Origin of the sequence: Pseudobutyrivibrio ruminis HUN009 (assembly GCF_000703005.1) — a bacterium.
Taxonomy (GTDB): Bacteria; Bacillota; Clostridia; order Lachnospirales; family Lachnospiraceae; genus Pseudobutyrivibrio; species Pseudobutyrivibrio ruminis_A.
Genome location: NZ_JNLH01000002.1, coordinates 21,951 through 39,579 on the forward strand (window position 1 = coordinate 21,951; position 17,629 = coordinate 39,579).

Annotated in this window: 21 protein-coding genes; 5 read left to right on the plus strand and 16 right to left on the minus strand. The window is 37.5% G+C overall.

Features of this window, described 5'->3' with window-relative positions; translation table 11 throughout:
- Positions 1–8: 8 nt before the first annotated feature.
- From BO15_RS0112435 to BO15_RS0112460, 6 genes are all read right to left on the minus strand, one after another.
- Positions 9–383, minus strand: coding sequence for a DUF6985 domain-containing protein (locus BO15_RS0112435; protein ID WP_033154917.1), 375 nt, complete (start codon positions 381–383; stop codon positions 9–11).
- Positions 376–1,086 (minus strand): HNH endonuclease, encoded by a 711-nt coding sequence (locus tag BO15_RS0112440; RefSeq protein WP_033154918.1) that lies wholly within the window; start codon positions 1,084–1,086, stop codon positions 376–378. Before BO15_RS0112440 ends, BO15_RS0112435 begins: the two co-directional genes overlap by 8 nt.
- Positions 1,086–4,712 (minus strand): helicase HerA domain-containing protein, encoded by a 3,627-nt coding sequence (locus tag BO15_RS0112445; protein WP_033154919.1) that lies wholly within the window; start codon positions 4,710–4,712, stop codon positions 1,086–1,088. Before BO15_RS0112445 ends, BO15_RS0112440 begins: the two co-directional genes overlap by 1 nt.
- Positions 4,713–4,732: 20 nt before the next feature.
- A complete protein-coding gene (locus tag BO15_RS13375) occupies positions 4,733–7,303 on the minus strand; it encodes a dynamin family protein (RefSeq protein WP_052169959.1) in 2,571 nt (856 codons plus the stop codon).
- Positions 7,304–7,510, minus strand: coding sequence for a transposase (locus BO15_RS0112455; RefSeq protein WP_033154920.1), 207 nt, complete (start codon positions 7,508–7,510; stop codon positions 7,304–7,306).
- Positions 7,511–7,641: 131 nt separating this feature from the next.
- Positions 7,642–7,857 (minus strand): hypothetical protein, encoded by a 216-nt coding sequence (locus BO15_RS0112460; protein ID WP_033154921.1) that lies wholly within the window; start codon positions 7,855–7,857, stop codon positions 7,642–7,644.
- A 567-nt stretch (positions 7,858–8,424) separates the two neighbouring features.
- On the opposite strand from BO15_RS0112460, the gene BO15_RS0112465 reads away from it, so the two are divergent.
- From BO15_RS0112465 to BO15_RS0112485, 5 genes are read left to right on the plus strand one after another with little or no spacing between them, the layout of a single operon-like run.
- Positions 8,425–9,840, plus strand: a complete 1,416-nt coding sequence (locus tag BO15_RS0112465; RefSeq protein ID WP_033154922.1) for a hypothetical protein — start codon at positions 8,425–8,427, stop codon at positions 9,838–9,840.
- Positions 9,841–9,878: 38 nt separating this feature from the next.
- Positions 9,879–10,106: a hypothetical protein gene (locus BO15_RS0112470; RefSeq protein WP_033154923.1), complete on the plus strand. Its 228-nt coding sequence runs from the start codon at positions 9,879–9,881 to the stop codon at positions 10,104–10,106.
- A 10-nt stretch (positions 10,107–10,116) separates the two neighbouring features.
- Positions 10,117–10,737 (plus strand): SOS response-associated peptidase, encoded by a 621-nt coding sequence (locus BO15_RS13380; protein ID WP_052169960.1) that lies wholly within the window; start codon positions 10,117–10,119, stop codon positions 10,735–10,737.
- A gap of 34 nt (positions 10,738–10,771) precedes the next feature.
- Positions 10,772–11,059, plus strand: coding sequence for a hypothetical protein (locus BO15_RS13725; RefSeq protein WP_033154924.1), 288 nt, complete (start codon positions 10,772–10,774; stop codon positions 11,057–11,059).
- A gap of 20 nt (positions 11,060–11,079) precedes the next feature.
- Complete coding sequence (locus BO15_RS0112485) at positions 11,080–11,487, plus strand: hypothetical protein (protein WP_033154925.1); 408 nt, start codon at positions 11,080–11,082, stop codon at positions 11,485–11,487.
- A 55-nt stretch (positions 11,488–11,542) separates the two neighbouring features.
- Here BO15_RS0112485 and BO15_RS0112490 read toward each other — a convergent pair whose 3' ends face one another.
- The 10 genes from BO15_RS0112490 to BO15_RS0112535 all read right to left on the minus strand — a co-directional run bounded on the left by BO15_RS0112490 (position 11,543) and on the right by BO15_RS0112535 (position 17,626).
- Positions 11,543–11,872: a rhodanese-like domain-containing protein gene (locus tag BO15_RS0112490; protein WP_033154926.1), complete on the minus strand. Its 330-nt coding sequence runs from the start codon at positions 11,870–11,872 to the stop codon at positions 11,543–11,545.
- Between the two features lie 16 nt (positions 11,873–11,888).
- On the minus strand, positions 11,889–12,212 hold the full coding sequence (locus BO15_RS0112495; protein ID WP_033154927.1) for a thioredoxin family protein: 324 nt from the start codon (positions 12,210–12,212) through the stop codon (positions 11,889–11,891).
- A gap of 2 nt (positions 12,213–12,214) precedes the next feature.
- Positions 12,215–12,424: a hypothetical protein gene (locus tag BO15_RS0112500; protein WP_033154928.1), complete on the minus strand. Its 210-nt coding sequence runs from the start codon at positions 12,422–12,424 to the stop codon at positions 12,215–12,217.
- 24 nt (positions 12,425–12,448) lie between these two features.
- The gene (locus BO15_RS0112505; protein ID WP_033154929.1) at positions 12,449–13,039 is read right to left on the minus strand and encodes an HD domain-containing protein; all 591 of its coding nucleotides are present in this window, start codon (positions 13,037–13,039) and stop codon (positions 12,449–12,451) included.
- A 4-nt stretch (positions 13,040–13,043) separates the two neighbouring features.
- Positions 13,044–14,042 carry a helix-turn-helix transcriptional regulator gene (locus BO15_RS0112510; protein ID WP_033154930.1) on the minus strand — a complete coding sequence of 333 codons (999 nt, stop codon included), beginning with the start codon at positions 14,040–14,042 and terminating at the stop codon, positions 13,044–13,046.
- 72 nt (positions 14,043–14,114) lie between these two features.
- Entirely contained in the window at positions 14,115–14,894 is a 780-nt protein-coding gene (locus BO15_RS0112515) for a class I SAM-dependent methyltransferase (protein ID WP_033154931.1), read from the minus strand.
- Between the two features lie 52 nt (positions 14,895–14,946).
- Positions 14,947–15,543 carry an L-2-amino-thiazoline-4-carboxylic acid hydrolase gene (locus BO15_RS0112520; RefSeq protein ID WP_033154932.1) on the minus strand — a complete coding sequence of 199 codons (597 nt, stop codon included), beginning with the start codon at positions 15,541–15,543 and terminating at the stop codon, positions 14,947–14,949.
- Between the two features lie 2 nt (positions 15,544–15,545).
- Complete coding sequence (locus tag BO15_RS0112525; RefSeq protein WP_033154933.1) at positions 15,546–16,052, minus strand: hypothetical protein; 507 nt, start codon at positions 16,050–16,052, stop codon at positions 15,546–15,548.
- A 105-nt stretch (positions 16,053–16,157) separates the two neighbouring features.
- Positions 16,158–17,132, minus strand: coding sequence for an alpha/beta hydrolase (locus BO15_RS0112530; RefSeq protein ID WP_167541234.1), 975 nt, complete (start codon positions 17,130–17,132; stop codon positions 16,158–16,160).
- Positions 17,129–17,626, minus strand: a complete 498-nt coding sequence (locus tag BO15_RS0112535; protein WP_033154934.1) for a hypothetical protein — start codon at positions 17,624–17,626, stop codon at positions 17,129–17,131. The genes BO15_RS0112530 and BO15_RS0112535 overlap by 4 nt, the downstream gene beginning before the upstream one ends.
- Between the last annotated feature and the right edge of the window lie 3 nt (positions 17,627–17,629).

Consider the following 17,629-nt stretch of genomic DNA (forward strand, 5'->3'; position numbering starts at 1 on the left):
CCATCACCTTACAAAACAATATCCTGTGCACCTATTTTCTTGAACTTTTCATTTTCAAAAACGACAGCCAATCCATGCTCTTCGTCAAACTTGAAATTGCAAATAAGCCCTACCACTCTATTCTTTGCTTTAGGAACTACGATTGCCTTTGGGATAACATATTTAAAGATATTATCAACCTTATCAATTCCATTTTCCTTAAGTCCGTTAGCCAAAATATATTTTTCAACCTCATTCTGAGCAGTACCTATCATATCTGTATTAGCCTCGAATTTTGCAACAGCTTCTTTTTGCACATCTGTAGGCTCTTTGCCTTTAAAAGTCTTAACAGACATTGGAAGATCAAAATTTCTACCCCAAATATTTAGCTTTATTTTACTCATCAAACTCACCTCCAGCATTAACAGCATCTCTCGCTTTGCACTCTGCGACTCCACCTGAATGCGTACAATAATTATGTATTTCATATGGCACTAAATCCATTGTCTTCGTATCACATCTTTCGTGCCATGTAAAATGGTGTTCTAGATTATTTCGATAATCATAGACATCTTCAGCTGTCCAATCTGTTCTACCATCCCTATTTTGTTCATTCCACAACTGAGCAGCTTTTTCGTCCGCCTTAGAAAAGTTACCTAATTGTTCATCACCATTTGCATCAATATAATCCCAACGATGTTCATCCATGTCTTCAATTTGAACAGTTGCTTCTGAACATTTTGAAAAGTCTGGCTCAAGATTTTTGTATTCAATACCATCGAGCTTATACTCTGCTAATTTATCTTTACATTCCTTACCAACATCATCCGAAGGAACAAACTTTGATTCCCCCCTTTGACCTTCCCATTGTCCTTTCGTCTCACTCACAGGAACACAACTAAGTCTGTCTTCATAGGATTTATACTTTCCCCCAAATTCTCCGGCATCAGAGGTTTCTTGGTTGTCAAGGTCTTTTAACTCATTGTCCCAGAAGCTTCTTGCATCTTCAACTGTCATACCATTATCAGGCTGTATATTTCTAAAATTCTCTGGGACTTTTGATGTAAGCTCGTTAATAGGAACATCTGACGACTTTATTTCATGCATTAAAATACCCCTCCTTCGTTCTTATACATCTCTGTGAATTTACAGAACACACTGCCATATGCAGAATCTCTTAAGCTCTGCTCATAAAGAATCAACCCAAGTGCAATATCAATTTGTTTCTTAGAATACTCTTTTGGTGTAGGATTAAGATTCTCAACGACCTTTCTTGACCATTCCACAATATCATTGCACTGCTTAGCTTCAAGAATTGCTTCCTCTGCAGACATGAAGTCAAATATCAGCTTGCGAAGTTTCTCCAAAGCATCCTCGCCTTCATCAGTAAGATAATCCATGAAGTCACGCTTTACATGGGTCTCCAACTTGGATCTGATAATTCTACTCTTCAAAGCACGGAGGTCTGCCTTGTTGCCTTTTCTGCAAAGTTCCTTGTCCATGATGCAATCCAGCAAAGATTTTTCAATATGTTCTCTGCTTGGAACTACGTCATCATCGCTAGGAATGTATTTGTAAGGTTCTTCAGGAACATTGAATAGATCTACCTTACAAAGTACCGGTTGGATCCATTCGTTCTGATATACTGCAGCCACGCCACATGGAAGCTTAGCAATCTCTGTGATCTGGTCCTCATTAAGATTAGCTGCTCTACCAACCAGTTCTCTATCTGCCTGATCCGGCAATCTGAGAATAATCTTTGTGTTGGTATTTCTGATTACAGACATATCCATAAGTCCAGGTGCCTGATCTGCGATAATAAAACCTTCGCCATAAGTTCTCATCTCTGCGATAGCATTTGAAAGCATTTCTACACTCTTGCCTAGAAGGTTATTCCCCTCTGCGGATTGATCTGAAGATGTCCTTCTCAGAAGATTATGAGCTTCTTCAAGAACTGTAAGGTGCTTAAGCTCAGAGTTCATACTATCTGCATTAGACAAGCGATATTCCTGAAGCTTCAGAACCATCATTCCCATTATCAAAGACTTTGTTTCACTTGAGCCTACACGGCTAAGGTCAACAATCACATTCTCATCAAACAGCTTGCTATCAGCGATTTCATCAGCAACAAAAATCATTCCGTTAATACCGTTGCAGAGTGATTCAAGTCTGGTAAGAAGTGATCCTTTATATGCGCCCTTGTTCTCTGCATCATATTCGCTGCTATCAATCTTTTCTTTTACGTTTCTGGCAACGTCCTCAAATGAAGGATATAAATCCTCTCCATATTTGTTTGTGGATTTAACTAGATCCCAACCGCTATCAACATAAGACTGCTCTATTGCACTCTTTAATACAGCCGGCATAGCTGCATACATAGGCCAGCAAACATTAAAGATTTCTACGAGTCTGTCTAAGTGCTCAAGCACATGTATATTCTTAGGAAAGCTGAACGGATTGATTCTAAGCAATGGACTAATCAACGGATTAGTTCCATATACTGAAACATCCTTTCTTCCTCCAAAGACGTTTTTATATTCACCCTTTGCAGGTTCTACTACTAAGAAATTAACACCTTTCTTGCGAGCCTTCTCCAGCATATGATAAACAGTGTTACTCTTACCGGAACCAGTCGAACCGGTGATAAATGTATGCGAAGCCAGAGATTTCTTTGAAAGACTTACAGTATTCTTTTCAGGATGATTCATATGGAAGATGCTTCCAAGCTTAATCTCATCCTCTTTAGAATCCTGCTCATCATATGTAATGACATTTCTACCAAACTCCACGCACTCAATAACCGGCAATCCTGCAATTGACTTCTGAGGGAAGTTTAGAGAATAAGCAAGCTCTTTACCTGAAAGGCATGTTGTGGCTGTAACAATCGGAGGATATACGATAAACTCAGTTTCCTCATCAACTTCTACCTGTACAACACCATCCTCTACTTTACCTACTACTGCAGGGTTCAATCCGAATACTGGATGACGAAGCATCTTAATATAGTTGCTGATTTCCTTTGCCTGGCCTGCTTCATCTTCAACGTTTCCGCGCCATGTATTAATCGCAGACTTTGACATATAAGACTCTTCACCAAGAGTTAATGCCAAATATGAATGTGCTACGTTGCTTGCAACATTAGCATCTTCGCTGAGGACATAGGCAGCAAAGTCCCACATGCCAAGAGCTGTGCTCTGCTCATATCTCTTCATCTGCTCTGTCAAAAGTTCAAGGGCATGCTCTACATTATAATTTGTAAAACTCTGCGTAATGCCTTCGTTCTTTCCCAGCATTGCTGTTGTGGTAGATGATCTGGCAAAATTAGCTCCAATATTGCCACCTAAATTAACTGCTTTAGATACACCAGAAGTTTTAGCCATAGCTGTTGTAACTGCTTTTCCTAATGTATTTGCAACAGCAGTTCCAGTCGTCTTCCCTATTGTTTGTCCTACAGTATTAGTCAACCCTTTCGTAATAGTGTCCTGAGCTGTTTTTCCCAGTGCTTGAGCATTACTAGTGTTCCAACCATGACTATAACTTGTCCCAACTGTTTCACTTAGTCCACCTCCAGCAGTAACTGTTGCTCCCGCTGGTAAGATTCCACCACCTGCAGTTGCACTTGCAGAGGCAAATTGCGATGCTGTTATTGATCCATTTGTTCCTTTACTTTCTTGAGTCCCCTCTGTATGAGTAGTTGTAGTATTTGTACCGTCAGAGTGAGCTGAACTAGAATTTTCAGCGGTAGATGTAGTCTTTGACGAACTATCACTATTTGATTCTGTATTAGTAGATGATTCATTTTCTGTTGTACTATCAGTATCTGTTACAGCACTATTAGTACCATTTTGGATGCCTGCACTTGCTCCAACATTAACGCCAACAGTTGCTGATGAACTAAAGCTCTCATTTTCTGTACGTTGGAAACTCGTCTGCCATGAAGCATAAGGCTTTAGTCCTGAATAAAACTCTCCAAGCTTAAGCTTTCTATCCTCCACATCCAAAATTGGTGTTGCAAGAAGAATTATTGTATATTCTTTCTTGTTGGAATCCGGAATAATACCATCAATAAGCTTCTCTATGGTCTGACTAATAAACTTCTCAGATTTTTCTGTAGGAATATTGGATGCCATTGATACAGAATAATTCTTGTCATCTCTGAAACACGGAAGGACTCCTGCCCCATCTTCATCAGCCCATTCAGCACCAGGGAAATTGCCTCTAATTGCTTCCACAATCTGGTCTTTGTAATTATCAACCTCTGTACTACTTGTTGCGTTTTTACTATTAACAACAGCAAGGTATACATTGGTCTTACTTTGTTTACGATCAAACACTAATGCAATATTACAATCCTCATTAGAAAGCACTGCATATACATTTACAAGCTTTTCCAGATTATTTTCCTTCTTATCAGTAACCCACTTTGTGATATTGATGTATCTGATATTATGACCGTCATCAAAACTTTTTCCATACTCAGCTTCATTTTGAAGTGGTAAATACAGATCTTTTATTTGTGGCAAGTATGCATTAAATATCTCAACACTACTTGCTGCCATTAATCGCTCTGTCTGTTCTCTGGCAGTCGGATCATTTGGATTTGGCATCTCTAACAGATACTTTTCACGTAGTAATTGGACATTCTCCACTTGTGCTGGACTCAGTGCTGATAATCCCGCAACCTTATCGCCGGCTTTTCCTCCAATTTTCTTAACTACATTCTTAATACCCATTTACCTTCCCTCACTTTCAACTACACGTTTTTCCAAGTCATTAAGTCGTTTATATAATCAAGTGATGATTTTATTGTTTGTTGATTATTCTCTAACTCAGCTATGCTTTCTGACTCAATTCTTATAATCTCAGCAATGCTCTTTAACTCTGGATTTAGCTCTGTTAGATTTTCCTCTATAGCACTCAATAAACGCTCTTCCCAAATCTTAAATCTCTCGAAATAATTACTGTTCATTTCTTGAGACATATTAGCAACAATTTTCTTAATACGATCATTATAGCTAGCGGCTAATCTATTAGTGTTAAGCTTCTCTGAATCACTTAATCTTAAGCCAAACAATGCCCCTTTCAAGAATTTTTTCTTAACAAATACGCTTTCAGCATCATCTTTAAAATCGACAGGATCATAGTTCTTAATCATGTCAGTTATTTCTTCCCTCTGTGAATCAGACAATGCATCTGACTGAGCTATTTCACTAATGATAGCTGCTTTAAACTCGTGCTCTTTCTCTCCCCAATAGTTATTTAAATGATAATCCAAATTTTCTTGCGCATTATCAAGATTGACTGTGTAGCAGTTGATAACATATTTCATAATTTCATCAGAAGTTTGTTTATCAAGCTCTTTTTCAGTCTCATCCATTTGGGTCTTTGATTCCTGGATTTCCTTCAAATCTTTTGTGGCATCATCAACCATTTTTTTTGCATTTTCCAAAAAGTTCTTGTTGAAAAGCCCCTGACTACTTTCTTTCAAGTGTTCCCAGAACTTATCCTTAGATTCCTTATAGGCATCTTCTTTTTTATCAAAGCTATTCTCTGAAAAATGCTGACTACGTTTTTGTGCATCCATTCTTGCAAGAACTTCTGCATCAAATGAATATATCAATTTAGATTCGGCATAGCTCCTTATTTCATCTTTTGAATTGAATTCATATTCATCCTGCATATTCTTAGAAGACTTTGCTATTGCTTCCTTGAGCTCAAGTGTCTTTGAATCCAACTCTTGTGTACTCTTATCACGAGCCATCTTTAGAGCATTTGTCTTGGCATCAATACGAGCATTCGTCTTTTCTATTACAGTACTCAAAAAAGCACGTACCATTTGGCATTTGTTATATGCTGAATGCTTGCTACCAAAATTCTCTATTTCTTTCTCAACACAGTACAACCCACTATTTGCATATATTAACTTATCGCTAGCTGCTTCTGAATACTCAATTGCATTCTGCTTTATCTGCTCAGGCATGATGTTATACTTATAAAGTGTCATATAATCTTCATCTTCAGGATCGTTATACATTTCCTGCTGAGCTCTAAAGGTCTTTCTGTAAAATTTGTCAATCAATTGACCATTATTCTTACCACCCAATCCCATGATTGATGATACAAAGAAAATTCCACTAGCATACATCTTTTCTACTGCTTTATATTCAAGTATTTCTTTTATATGCTCATCTGAAAAACCGCCTTCTTCAAGATCTGAGCCATCTGCCTTATTTAAGACAATCATTGTAAATCTCTTATCTAAAGCCTCTATAGCTAAAACCTTATCGCAAAGACTGGCATTATCCTCACTATCGATGGACTCATATTGTGTAACCCAAATCGGAATACCATTTGAAAAACCATCCATTGCCTCTGCTAATACCTTTGAATGATCTGCATTCGAATTAGAATTTGAACCTGGTGTATCAAAAATGACAAAGCTATTGGACGACTCTCCCAACACACCTGTTCTTGCATATGGAACATCTAGTGTTATGACATTCCCTATTTCTATCTCGTCTCTATCCTTCTTCTCATAGCTATTAATAAGGTCTAGAGCTATTCTGACTATTGTATATAAATTTTTCTCCTCGGATTCATCTATTTCTTTCTGAATGCTTACTAACAAGTCATTTTCTGGGTTTCCTTTAAGCACACGATAATCTGAACCCTCAACAGATAATTCTATCCTCTCATCATGAAATTCAAATGATATCTGCGCCCAATCCGGTTGTGTTGACCTACGAATTTCATATATTTTTGCTGTAACTGGGTCACCACCACTAGGAAGAATTTCTGCACCAATAAGTGCATTTATAAACGTCGATTTACCAGCACTATAATTGCCAAATACACAAATAGGAATAACATCATCTAAAGCCTGTGAAACCTTGTTAAGCCCTTTAATTACTGATTCATCATCCTTTACAATACTTTCGATAATAGGATTAACCTTCTCAAAGATTTCCTTAATATCTCCTTTGATAAATCTAGCATTCTCAAGGATTGTATTTTCTCTAATGAGATCAATTTTGTCTTTAACATCTGGACGTTCACAAATAGTAGCAACTTCAGCAAATTCATCCTGAGTTCCTTCAAAATGAAGTTCTACCTTTTCTCTACCCTTAATGTAATATTCTTTGATGATGATATTTATAATCTCCTTAATCTTGAAAGGCAAAAAAGAGCGTTCTGAGTCTGTTTCTCTTAACCTACTCTTCTCATCAATTTGTTTTACATCAACCCACTGATTTGTCGCTTCATCAAAACTAAGATAGGCTATTTCTCTAGTATATGGATTGCTCTTTATTTTTACTTTATTCATTTAATCATCCTCCAATGCTTTATTTTTAATAAATTCCCCTGTTTTTATGCGTTTATCTTTCGGCTTTATGCAATCAATGGGAATAGCCCATGCTCTTCCGAATTTTATAGCTCCTTCTACTCTTCCTTCTTCACATAAGAAACGAACTCTTCTTTCACTGAGTCCCCATTTTTCTGCAATTTCTTTTAATGTTGTATAATTATCCATCTAAACACCTCGCTATATAAAAACAAAAGTGCATACCATAAATAATTATAATCCCCTTGCGGAATGATATCTATACATTCAAAGATTATTCATAAAATATAAAAATCTATTATAAACAACATACCCAATTTCTATAATATTGATGCGAGCCCTACTATTGCCAATACTATCAATATTATTACGCCAAGCCCAGCGAGAACTTCTTCGGCTACTGCTCCGATTATTATAATTGGAACCAAAATTATTCCGCCAGCCAAAAGCAGTAATCCCCATGATATTCGTACAATCTCAACAACCACCTTAATGGCAACCCAACCTAACACAACACATAACAAAACTGTTAACATAGGCAGCCTCCTTCTATATGATAATCCATAAGTTACAATCAGAAGTCATCCCTCTTTAGTGTCAGATTTACTTCTTTTCTGATTATAAAATATCACTTTCTATTGGCGGTTTATCGGACAGCAAAGAACCCACAATTTATGAGCCTTATCCTATATCCTTTAATTTGATTTAGCTAATAGGGCGATTTTATTCATAGACAATTAATATTATGTTTGTATATAAAGCGTAAATATTATCGAACACTCCAAGCCCTGATTTTACTGCTCCTGTCTTCACAAAGTTCCATTTTTTATTAACATATATATGTTTTTAGCGTTCCGATTTTTATTAATATTTTTCATCTGGCTAAAAAAAGTTCCACTTTTTCGTTTTACAAGTTCCAAACTTTCAAAAATTGGTACTTGATTTGGGAACCAGTTTAGAACCAGTTTATTGCCTCTAATCATATTTTATAATTTGTTCGATTTACAAGAATGCTTGTTCGGGTGTATCATCTCTTTGTAAAAACAAACATATTTTCGGGAATGTATGTTTGTGTGTTAATAAAGGAGGTAAGGCAACTGGATATGTCTAAGCATTTACTAATCCCCAAGTGCTACATAGCTATAGATATGAAGTCATTCTATGCATCTGTAGAATGTGTTGCCAGAGGTCTTGATCCACTTAAAGCTAATCTTCTAGTTGCTGATGAAAGTAGAACCGACCAAACCATCTGCCTGGCAGTCTCTCCTGCCCTAAAAGCAATTGGTGTTCCAAGCAGACCTAGACTATTTGAAGCTAAGCAAGCCATAGAAAAATACGAAAGAATCCACCATACTAAGATTCTTTATATTACTGCTGTTCCTCGTATGCTTGAATATGAGAAAGTATCAGCCAAGATTTACGGTATTTTTCTAAAATATGTAGCCCAAGAAGACATCCATGTTTACAGCATCGATGAGAGTTTCATTGATTGCACACCATACTTGCATCTATATGAACCCGCATCTATAAAAACTGGCCAAAGCCCGGCTCACATCATGGCTATGACAATGATTAGAGATGTTCTCAAGCAAACTGGCATTACAGCCACAGTTGGCATTGGAACTAATCTATATCTTGCAAAAGTAGCCATGGATATCGTAGCTAAAAAAGCTCCTGCAGATAAAGACGGTGTACGTATTGCATCTCTTACAGAAGATTCATATAAGACGTTACTATGGCCGCATAGACCACTTACAGACTTTTGGCAAATAGGAAACGGAAAAGCTCGTCGGTTGGAAAAAAATATGATGTACACAATGGGCGATGTTGCTGAACGCTCTCAGTTAGATGAGGAGTGGTTTTATAAAACTTTTGGCATTGATGCAGAGATACTAATAGATCATGCCTGGGGAATCGAGCCTGTTACAATGCATGATATTAAAAACTACAAATCAGATAACCACTCTCTTTCTAACGGACAAGTGCTGCCTAGACCATATAAGTACGAAGAAGCATGTATTGTCCTAAAAGAGATGATTGATATCCTATGTTGTGACATGTACAAAAAGAATCTAGTATCATCAAAATTTACCTGGTGGGTAAGCTACGACTACAAAAGCCTTGAATACTGCCCTCACTACGATGGACCACTAGCTATAGATTGGTATGGTAGACTCCATCCAGCACATTCTAATGGCACAGTAAACCTTCGTAATGCGACAAACACTTCTAAGCTTGTAATCGAAGCAATCATGAATGATGTAATAAAGAAAACTGACCATAGAATACTATTCCGCAGACTTGGCATATGTGCTTGTAATGTTCAAAATGACGGTGGCTATTTTCAAATGGATTTATTCACCGACTATGAAGCGCTTAACAAAGAGCAGCTCATTCATTCTGCACTGTTAGAGGTAAGGACTAGGTATGGAGCAAATGCAATATTAAAAGGCATTAACCTTCTAGAAGGTGCTACCACAAGAGAACGAAATGTTCAAATCGGAGGACATAAAAAATAATTTAATAACCTATATTTTATGAGAATGGATGAAATGATATGATTACAGATAGATACAAAAAAGTGTATGAAATAGGCAAACCAAAGCACTCTCCTTTTGATGATTTTTCAATCAAACATCCGGCTATGGATTTATCCAGACGTGCCAAAATATTCAGCCCTTTTGATGCACTTAAAGGATTTAACGAAGAAATCGCAAGTACAGAGCAATCTTTTGAAGCCAATTACTCTGATTTAGAGCATGTACCTGCAGAGGAATATCCATAGGAGATTCACTATGTGTACTAGATATGCACTTGATATAACTCAACCTGAATTGAAAGAAATCATAGATATTGCAAGAAGCTCACGTCTCACCACTAAGTTTGTAGACACTCATGCAAGACCACTTGTCACTGATGGCGAAGTCCGCCCCACAGATATAGTCCCAGTAATCGCTCCTAATTCTAAAGGAGAAAAATGTGTATTTCCAATGCAATGGGGATTCACTGCCCGGGATAATAAGAGATCATTGTTCAATGCCAGACTTGAAACTGCTAGTGAAAAGCCTACATTTAAGGATGCATTTCAATCTCATAGATGCATTATCCCAGCTGCTTATTACTATGAATGGGAACACTTTAAAAGTCCTGACGGTAAGGTAAAAACTGGTGATAAATATGCCATTCAGCCAGCTGGTTGCACTGTAACCTGGCTCTGTGGCCTATATCGTATTGAAGAAGGTTATCCTGTTTTTGTGATTCTAACTAAAGATCCAACTACAGAGCTAGCTAAGATACATGATAGAATGCCTCTTATGCTTCCTAAGGAAAAGATAAATGAGTGGATTAACCCTTCTTCTAACCCAGTAGATTTGATACAATTTGCTTTATCAGACATGATTACAGAAAAAGTCTAAAATACTAAGATAGGAATATCGTTTTACTATATTTATGGGAAAGTTAATAGAACAGTTAGATGTCATTGCTCAATTTAAGCACAGTGGAGAAATCATTCCCTTGCGTCTTCAAATGTTAAATTCAGCAGGACAGCCCGAATCTTATACAATCAAAGGATACCGAAAGGTAACTAATACAGGTACTTACACTAGTGTAGATAACTTTTTTGTAACTCATAGCACCATCGTATTCGAATGCCAAATTGCTGTAGATAATGAAATAGCTTTAGTGCGTTTATATTTTCAACCTGAAGGTCATCTTTGGTTCATGGGGATAGATTAATAATAGAAGGTATAAAATAAATGAAACTATTTAGTGGTATTATAATTTTTCTTGGAATAGCAAGTGTGTTTGCTCTATTGAGACATATTTATTATATAAAAAAATGTACAATTAAAGTATCTGCTGTAGTTGAAGCAATTGAAGCTTCTCATGCTGGCTATTACAAACCACCACTATTTTACCCAATCTATCGATACAAAGTTGAGCATTGGTGGTATACTGCTCGTTCTCAGGTTGAAATCCCTTTTTGGTACAAAAAACCTAAACTCAAAATTGGCGACACAGCATATATTTGGGTATGCCCTTCTAATCATAAAGTCTGTATTCCAGAAGAATACAGGAACAATAAAAGTGGTCCTAATGATTTGTGGTTTAGTATTATTGGAACATCACTATGTATATTAGCAGTTGCATTTAAACTCTATTAATAAGGCAGCTGTTAACCAACAGCTGTCCAGACTCCATATTATAGATGTCCCAAAATTAGTTACTTCCTATTACTGTTTCTCCTTTGTATGATGCAATTCCTCCAATGCTTTTAGCATTTGTATAACCCATCTTTTCCATGGCACTTACTGCAGAAGCACTTCTAGAACCTCGAAGGCAATATACATAAACAGGCGTGTCTTTGTCTTTAATGATATCAGCTACCTTTTCTATATTCTCAACTGGCACATTTTTACTTCCTGGAATGTGTCCACCTGAATATTCTTCCTTAGAACGCACATCAAGAAGCACTGCGTTTTCTATAGACTTCATGGCTTCTACTTCGGCATTAATATCTACATGTTTGAAAAGATTAAATAATCCCATATTCCACCTCTCAATCCTACGACATTAGCTCAATCAACCGTTCTAACTTTGCAAAGATTTCATCTAAACTAAAATATCCAGATTCACGAATAGCCACTTGTCCTTCTACATATACAACAACTGTAGGAAATGACAAAACATCATTTTGTGCCGCAAGTTCTGGTTGCTCATCAATAGATATATGTCTTGCTTCAATCTGCTCATGATTAGATAACCAAGCTTCTATGCGTTGCCGTATGGCTACACATGGTGTGCACGACTTGGAACTAAATTGAAACAATACTATTGAGTGTTTACAGACTAATTCTTGTATAGTCTCTCCTGCTTTAATATCAATCATACTTACTTTTCTCTACTCTTTATACCATCATAGATTTTCTGCTCTATCTCATCATTAGACAAAGAGTAATACTCAAATTCACTAAAAGCTATAACAACATCCCCAAGCTCTGTTTCAGCAATGACACAGTCTTTTCCTTCAAAGAAAATCTTATATGTCTTTCCAGCTAAAAGCTTTGTGAATTGTCTTTCCTCTAGAAATTCTCTTTCCATAGTAAAATCCCCCTACTATTCCCGTTATTTACTAGGTTTGTAGTTATTTTTATCAACCACAATATAGATATCTTCACCCATCTTCTGCTCAAAATAATCTTTTAGCGCCAAATTAGTATCCCATTTTTCAGGATCATAGTAACCGTATCTTCTTTTAACATCAGACATTCTATCTATGATATCCATAACACCTTCAGCACCACCAATGGAATCACAAAGCTGAATTAACTTATCATATTCATCAAGTTCTATCTTGGCTAATTCTGTTTTTATTAATTCGGTCTCTTCAGCCGTTGTATCAAAGTTGCCAACATAACCATCAATGCTTTTACCATTGAATGAATGTGTAAGACATACTCTGGCTGGTTCGTCATAGCCTAATGACATCATATAAGAATATCCATCAGAAACATGCCCAAGATGACGTTTTCCAAATCTTCTCCCTATGTCATGTAACAAACCTACTACATATGCTTTTTCCGCATCAAGCCCACTTTTAGCAGCAATACATTCAGCACAATGAGCAACAGTTCTGCTGTGATCACCCCATGGCCCTGGGTTCATCTTTTCTGCTTCTTCAAGAAGTCTCATTGCCTCATTTCTAGTTGGATACATATATCTATTCTCCGCAATAATACTTTAACTGTTCTTCTATCTGTTTCTTATAATCAGCAACTACATCTTCAGGACTTGTAATCTTAACGTCAGCACCAAGTCCAAAGACCCATCCAAAAAACTGCTGAGAAACCGCCACATCAACCGCAACAAAACTTCTTCCATTCTCTGCAGGTCTTATAGTCACATCTTTACCGAATCTATCAATGAAGATACTTACCTTATCATCAGGAAATTCGATATGTACTCTTCTCTTGTCTCCATGGAACATAGAGAAGTTTTCTACAACATACTCGCCCATATCAAAGTTCTTAAATAGCTCTTTGCCTTCTCGAAGATCATCAGTTATGCCAATCTTAAGCATCTTATCCACTCTGTAATGCTTAATCTTTCCAGCCTCGCTATCATAGGCAACTAAGTAGTAGTTCTCATCTTCCATTGCAAGGAACCAAGGACTCACCTTGTAGAATGCTCCATCCTTCTTAGGCACTAGTTCCTTATTAGTATTCCATACACAATACTGGAACTTGATTTGCTTATTCTGCTCTATAGCTGTATGAATTCCATCTACAGTATAGTAGATAGACTCATTCATATTTTTAATACGATCGTTTACATATACTTGGCGCTGCAACTGCTTAGCCTGGTACTCACTGACAAAAGTCTTCATCTTTTTGATTAGCTGAGCAGACTTATTCTTAGTGATGAACTTCGATGACTGAATAGCTTCTATCAAAAGCTTAACCTCAGCAAGCTCAAACTCTCTGCTTCCCACATGATAAAAGGTTTCTCTGCCTATCTGCTCTTTGATGACTTCAATTCCAAGCTTGTCATTCATAACTGCAAAGTCATCATAAAGACTCTTTCTTTCTGCAGTAATTCCTTCTTCTTCAAGTTCATGCATTATTTGTTGTAGTGTAAGGCTGTGCTCATCATCAGTCTTTTCCTGCATGATTTTACAAAGATAACTCAGCTTTAATTTTTGATTTGACCCTTTTGGCATAAAAATACCCTCCTGCATATACTCAACTAATTTGAGTATACCACAGAAGGGTAATTTGTTGGACAATATTACTTACCATTCAAACACAGCAAGTCGATTGTTGATATTCTTACCGACGATAGCAAATATTTTTCCACGTATTGAGTATTTCTTCATTTCTTCGTTATAACTTGTCTCTGAAATAAGGCGCATTCTTGGTTCAAGCTCTAAATACTCGAGTCCTGATTTCGTTCCCCAACCAAATGTGGCATTAGTATGTTTCACAGCATCATGATGACTTCCATTCTTTTCAAGGAATGGTGAATGAAGCTCAGCTAAAAGATATCCTTGCTCAAAGCTATCACAAAGCATATTAAGACATGTCTTTACCTGGTCTTTTGAAAAATATTCAAGTACTCCCTCCATAACTACAATATTCATATCATGCTTTGGAAGTTGCTTTGTCCATTCTCCCTCAAGAGCACTTCCCTCAAGCATTGTACATCTATCCCTGTCTGAGTACACTTTGCGTCTCTTCTCTATCTGATCAGGAAGATCTACATCAAACCATGTAATACTACCATTGTCGACCTGAGAAAACTTATCATCAAATCCGCATCCAAGATTAATACAAAGAGCATCAGGATAATTTTCAATAAGTCTTTTTAACTCGTTTTTATAAAGTATAGTCCTTGCAACTACACCTTCATGTGATAAGAACGGGTCATATTTACTGACATCAACTCCAAGTGCATCAATTATCTCTTTTGCCTTTAGGTCGACAATTCTGGCATTTGCCCTAGCTGTCTCACTTGCTTTTATAGCAAGCGGAATAAGTGCTGTTTCCTGTACATCTCCAAAAGTAAGCTCCATTGTTCTCTCCTCCATTTCAATACTAAAGACAACATATTATTCTCATATATTTTTAAAAGGACTTTTTAAGTCTATAGTCGCAACAATCATCACCTTCTGCGACTGATTTAGTCCTCTTGTAATCAACTCCTCTAAATCCATTCATATATTCCTTATCCATGCAACAAATCATCTGAATAGCGTTCGGTGTGCCCAGTTCAAGAGCCTTATCATAGAGTGGGCAACTGACTACATCCATGAAGCATTTGTCTTCAGTAACTAAAAGATTCTCTATTTCATATCCATCGCTCAGTTTTGCAGCAATTCTATCCATCCTCTTCCACATGAGTGAAGGAATGCCCGGAAAAGCAGTAATCTTGCTAAAGATACCTTGTAGTCTGCGTCCCATCTTTGTTCCCAAGCCTCTTGTAACAGCCAAAGCTTCTCCGGGATAGAAATACTCAACTGAACGATACAGTGCTACTGCTGGAAAGACATATGACACACTCGCCTTATCTGCGGATGGTTCAGCAATCCTCAACCCTAAAAACTCATTCTCGGCATAGTTCCAAATATCTTTCGCCCTTGCCGTTCCATATTTTTCTACCAGTTCTGGATAAAAGCGCTTAAACACGAAGGATTTTTTCAGTGTATTACCCATATCTTTCATACTCACCTCATCAAACTTATGAACAGTCCTACAAGAGCTGCAGGAATCAGTGCAAACAACAGCCCCGGGAATATAGCCCCTTTTAAATGGAACCACTTCTGATGGTAAGCCTTGTCCATGTGCTCTGTTCCTTCCAGCCTGAACATTTTCATATTTGCAAATAGCACCCAGTCCAGAAAGAGTGTGTCATAGGCTCCAATCCATACCATGAGTCCAAAAGCGATCGCGAATCCCTGCCAAAATGTAACTGCACCGGCAAGCTTCGCGCATATGGTAAGAATAACTGTAAACATGATTATTCCACAGGACTTCGCCAGTACTACCTTTTTTGATTTATATGAAACATCCACTCTTTCATGTGTTTTGAAGTATTCTTCTTGAATATCAGGCGGGTAATTATGGATACATGCCGGACTGTACATTTTTTCCCCATGAAAAGACACAAAAAGAATTGTTGTAAATAATACTGCAAATACTATCGCTTCAATTACCAATACATACCAAACCATGTTACCTGCTTCCCTCCCTCATAATACGATCATCATAATCCCTGCCAGTCACAGCACGTTCCCGGCAGTAACATAAGTGTCTTTCCCGACATGTTTCCCATCTCTTCAAATTGCATTTTTCATACTCCCCTGTTTTGTAGTATTTCTGATTAAATCCACCATCTTATCCCAGCCTTCCTTGGCCTCTTTCACTATTGGGAATGCCGGATAGCAGTGGAACATGCCTTCGCCTACGATCATCTCATAATCCACTCCATATTTTTGCATGACTTTTTCGAAAGATGGAGCGCAGGCATACAACGTTTCTTCGGAGCCATAAACAAAAGTCACTTGCGGACAATTGGTAAAATCGGCCTTTTGAAGCCATATCATGTATTCAGGAACTGACAAATCGCCATGTCTCATGATATCCACAGCGGTTCTCATATAGCTTGCCGGAATTGCCACATCTTTTTTATCCAGTTCAAGCATTCTCTGCCACTCTTCGTCCGTTTCAACACAGGTTCCGGGCGAAATTGCGAGTATATATCCCGGCATTGGGGTGTCATCATGTCCATCATTGATGTATGGGACTATTCCAAGCGCAAGATTCCCGCCTGATGATGTGCCTAAAACTGAGATGTTCTCCGCATCATAATCCCTTAGCATCTCTTTATATGTCTCGTGGATCATGGCGTATGCTTTTGTCAGAGGATAATCGGTACAAAGTGGATAATATGGCACATACACATCTACGCCTGTTTCCCTGGCAAAGCGCAGTGCTTTCTTGACAGCGTCAGGTCTTGGCGCCATTACCATTCCACCGCCAATGATAAAAAGATTTGCATGAACTGCCTTAGCTTTGTGCTTCATTCTGATCACTGTGAAACCCATTACTTGGATCTTATCTATATCAAAATCAGAATCTTTCAGTTCAGGAATATAGTTTTTGGCATTTGTTTTTTTCTTCTCAGCAACAATTTCTGCGGCAGATTTTCCCTCCCACATCTTTTTGAGTCCTGCAGCTTTTACTACCCGTTTAAGAATTTCGTATTTAACGCTCATTACTTCGTTCCCCACATAAAAAATCTTATTTTTCAAAACAATGTACATATCCAGGCTGCAAGTGCTGATGCAGCCGGGAATATCACAAGAAGCTTCAGCAGCTGGCTCTTGATGTTATATCCATACTTTCTGTTCTTAAAAACGCTTTCAACTTCCGGAAAATAGAACTGAAAAAACTGGAATTTCATGAGCAGGAAGTAGTCAAAGCAGATCATGTCATAAAGCTTGTAAACAGTGAATATAAAGACAAATCTGAAAAAGAACTGTCCAAACGTGTAACCACTCCTGAAACCGTCCCAGATTGAGATAAAGCCTACCCCCAGTATCATCAGAAAACTAAATATCATTAAAGTCCATCCGATTGTCCTGGCGCCGTAGAACAATTCTTTTTCCCTCGGCAAAATAGCCTCCTGCGCTTCTTTCGGTGCTGAAGAAAAGAACTTCTTATCCTGAATAAATGCTACGGCAGAAAACATCATCAGTGTTATCGCCACGCAAAATATTATTGTCAAAAATATAGTTAGAATCATCTC

Bases quoted from the DNA above. Each gene is read 5' to 3' on its own strand.
- BO15_RS0112435 (WP_033154917.1), bottom strand. From the start codon at position 383: ATGAGTAAAATAAAGCTAAATATTTGGGGTAGAAATTTTGATCTTCCA.
- BO15_RS0112440 (WP_033154918.1), bottom strand. From the start codon at position 1,086: ATGCATGAAATAAAGTCGTCAGATGTTCCTATTAACGAGCTTACATCA.
- BO15_RS0112445 (WP_033154919.1), bottom strand. From the start codon at position 4,712: ATGGGTATTAAGAATGTAGTTAAGAAAATTGGAGGAAAAGCCGGCGAT.
- BO15_RS13375 (WP_052169959.1), bottom strand. From the start codon at position 7,303: ATGAATAAAGTAAAAATAAAGAGCAATCCATATACTAGAGAAATAGCC.
- BO15_RS0112455 (WP_033154920.1), bottom strand. From the start codon at position 7,510: ATGGATAATTATACAACATTAAAAGAAATTGCAGAAAAATGGGGACTC.
- BO15_RS0112460 (WP_033154921.1), bottom strand. From the start codon at position 7,857: ATGTTAACAGTTTTGTTATGTGTTGTGTTAGGTTGGGTTGCCATTAAG.
- BO15_RS0112465 (WP_033154922.1), top strand. From the start codon at position 8,425: ATGTCTAAGCATTTACTAATCCCCAAGTGCTACATAGCTATAGATATG.
- BO15_RS0112470 (WP_033154923.1), top strand. From the start codon at position 9,879: ATGATTACAGATAGATACAAAAAAGTGTATGAAATAGGCAAACCAAAG.
- BO15_RS13380 (WP_052169960.1), top strand. From the start codon at position 10,117: ATGTGTACTAGATATGCACTTGATATAACTCAACCTGAATTGAAAGAA.
- BO15_RS13725 (WP_033154924.1), top strand. From the start codon at position 10,772: ATGGGAAAGTTAATAGAACAGTTAGATGTCATTGCTCAATTTAAGCAC.
- BO15_RS0112485 (WP_033154925.1), top strand. From the start codon at position 11,080: ATGAAACTATTTAGTGGTATTATAATTTTTCTTGGAATAGCAAGTGTG.
- BO15_RS0112490 (WP_033154926.1), bottom strand. From the start codon at position 11,872: ATGGGATTATTTAATCTTTTCAAACATGTAGATATTAATGCCGAAGTA.
- BO15_RS0112495 (WP_033154927.1), bottom strand. From the start codon at position 12,212: ATGATTGATATTAAAGCAGGAGAGACTATACAAGAATTAGTCTGTAAA.
- BO15_RS0112500 (WP_033154928.1), bottom strand. From the start codon at position 12,424: ATGGAAAGAGAATTTCTAGAGGAAAGACAATTCACAAAGCTTTTAGCT.
- BO15_RS0112505 (WP_033154929.1), bottom strand. From the start codon at position 13,039: ATGTATCCAACTAGAAATGAGGCAATGAGACTTCTTGAAGAAGCAGAA.
- BO15_RS0112510 (WP_033154930.1), bottom strand. From the start codon at position 14,042: ATGCCAAAAGGGTCAAATCAAAAATTAAAGCTGAGTTATCTTTGTAAA.
- BO15_RS0112515 (WP_033154931.1), bottom strand. From the start codon at position 14,894: ATGGAGCTTACTTTTGGAGATGTACAGGAAACAGCACTTATTCCGCTT.
- BO15_RS0112520 (WP_033154932.1), bottom strand. From the start codon at position 15,543: ATGAAAGATATGGGTAATACACTGAAAAAATCCTTCGTGTTTAAGCGC.
- BO15_RS0112525 (WP_033154933.1), bottom strand. From the start codon at position 16,052: ATGGTTTGGTATGTATTGGTAATTGAAGCGATAGTATTTGCAGTATTA.
- BO15_RS0112535 (WP_033154934.1), bottom strand. From the start codon at position 17,626: ATGATTCTAACTATATTTTTGACAATAATATTTTGCGTGGCGATAACA.